The sequence below is a fragment of the Virgibacillus profundi genome (assembly GCF_002287375.1).
Classification (GTDB): Bacteria; Bacillota; Bacilli; order Bacillales; family Amphibacillaceae; genus Virgibacillus_K; species Virgibacillus_K profundi.
In genome coordinates this window covers 1-2,115 of sequence record NZ_NPOA01000033.1, presented here as the reverse complement: position 1 = coordinate 2,115, position 2,115 = coordinate 1, and the positions used below count along the sequence as shown (strand labels likewise).

The 2,115-nt window shown below is 41.6% G+C and carries 1 protein-coding gene; it reads left to right on the top strand.

Annotated elements, in window-relative coordinates; genetic code table 11:
• On the top strand, positions 1–2,115 hold a 2,115-nt coding region (locus tag CIL05_RS21375), incomplete at both ends, for a carboxypeptidase regulatory-like domain-containing protein (RefSeq protein WP_165769190.1).

The following is a 2,115-nucleotide window of genomic DNA, read 5'->3' as shown; positions in this document are numbered from 1 at the left end:
ATGAAGGCGGTTGGAATGGAACTTCAATGGCGGGGCCTGCTGTATCGGCAGTTGTGGCACTTTTAATTGAAGCAGATGCTAGTTTAACTGTTGATGAATTAGAAGAAATTATTATGAACACAGCAACGCCATTAACAGATGGGGATTATTCTGAATCTCCAAATATGGGATATGGCTATGGATTAGTTAATGCATATGATGCAGTTTCATCTCTTGTTACAGGACTTGGAACTTTAGAAGGTCAGGTTACAAAAGATGGCGAAGATTTAGAAGCACCTACTTTTGAACATGAAGCACCTGTAGAAACTTATGCAGGTATGGCTCTCGATTTAACTATCCAGGTAAGTGATAATTTTAGTATTGCATCTGTAGAATTACAGTATCAGGACGCTAATGGTGATGGTCATACAGTTGAAGCAGATCGTATTTCAGGAGATTATAAAGCTGGTGAATACGCAGTTTCAATTCCCGGGGAACATATTGATGGTGATTCATTCACATATCAATGGGTTATCAACGATTTCGGAAATAATGAAGTTACAAGTGATGAATATGTTGTAGCAGTTGAGCAAGGAATTACTGTAGGTTATTCTGAAGACTTTGAAAACACACCTGTTGGATGGACTTCCTATGGAATGAACAATTACTGGGAGTGGGGTGAGCCGACATTTGGTCCGGGCAAGGCTTTCTCCGGAGATAATGTGTATGGCACAAACCTAGACGGAGGTACCTCTTTAATGAGCGTTTCGAATCTGGAAATGCCCCCAATTGACTTGCCAGAAGGGGAATCCTATCTCCAGTTCAAACAATGGTATAGTTTTTATATGGTTAATGATGTTGCAACTTCTCTCGGATATATAAGAATTTCCACAGATCAGGAAAATTGGGAAAGATTAGGGGAGTTCGGTGGAGATGGGGAAAGTGATGGTTGGATTGATGGAGAAATCCGTTTATCCCAATATGCTGGTCAGCGTGTGTATATTGACTTCCAATATGCAAGTCTTGGCAATATGGATAAAGCAGGCTGGTATTTGGATGATGTAGCATTGAGCGACACAGCAATTTCCAGTGCGAATCAACTTGGTATCTTGCTGCAGCAAAATGATAGAAATTCATTGAAGAATATTAAAGCTGAAGATATTTTGGAAACAAACAACACGAAGGAAAACCAGTCAAAGGATAACAATAAAGCATTGGAAACGGATGTAAAGAATAATAACAGTGTACCGGTAAAGGTTAGTTCTCAAACTGAAGATAGTAAAACCGGGAATAAGAGCAATGAAGCGAATACATTGCCGTTGGCTGCAAGTGTCAGTGTATTGGAATCTGGCAGATCAGTTAACACGGATCCCGCAAATGGAACCTATACCATGTCACACGCAGCAGGTGACTATACGGCTGTAGCAGAAGCATATGGATTCCATTCCAAAGAACAATCTGTAACCATTGATGCCGATGGTACGACAGAAGCTAATTTCATATTGGAAGAAATTGATCAATATACTGTAAGTGGAACGATTACTGATGAAGCAACAGGTGAAATGATTGAAGGAGCGACAGTGCTTCTTGTGGAAGATGCCAATATTACACCTGTCGAAACAGATGGAGATGGTAACTATTCACTAACAGCGTACGAAGGTACGTACACATTAAGAGTTGTAGCAGCTGGTTATCATAGAACAGAGGTTGAGTTTAATCTCGATGGGGAAGATACTATTACAGATATTACGCTGGAACCACTCTACACCATACCAGGCGGAGAGATCGGCTATGATGATGGAACTGCTGAGAACTCACGTGCATTCTATGATGCAGGTAATGGCTGGGCAGTTAAAATGTCCTTACCGGAGGGTGAAGATTCCGGTATCGTTACAGATGGTGTATTCCAATTCCATGGTACTGACTGGCCAAGCCCAGGTGGCACAGAGTTTGCTGTAGAAGTTTGGGATGCTACAGGCCCTGATGGTACACCAGGAGAAAAAATAGCGGGCCCTGTTGATGCAGAAGCGACAAGAAGTTTGGATGAATGGACAGTTGTTGACCTGAGAGAACACGCTATTCAAGTGGAAGGCGATTTCTATATGGTATATATCCAAACAGGTGCAAATCCAAACG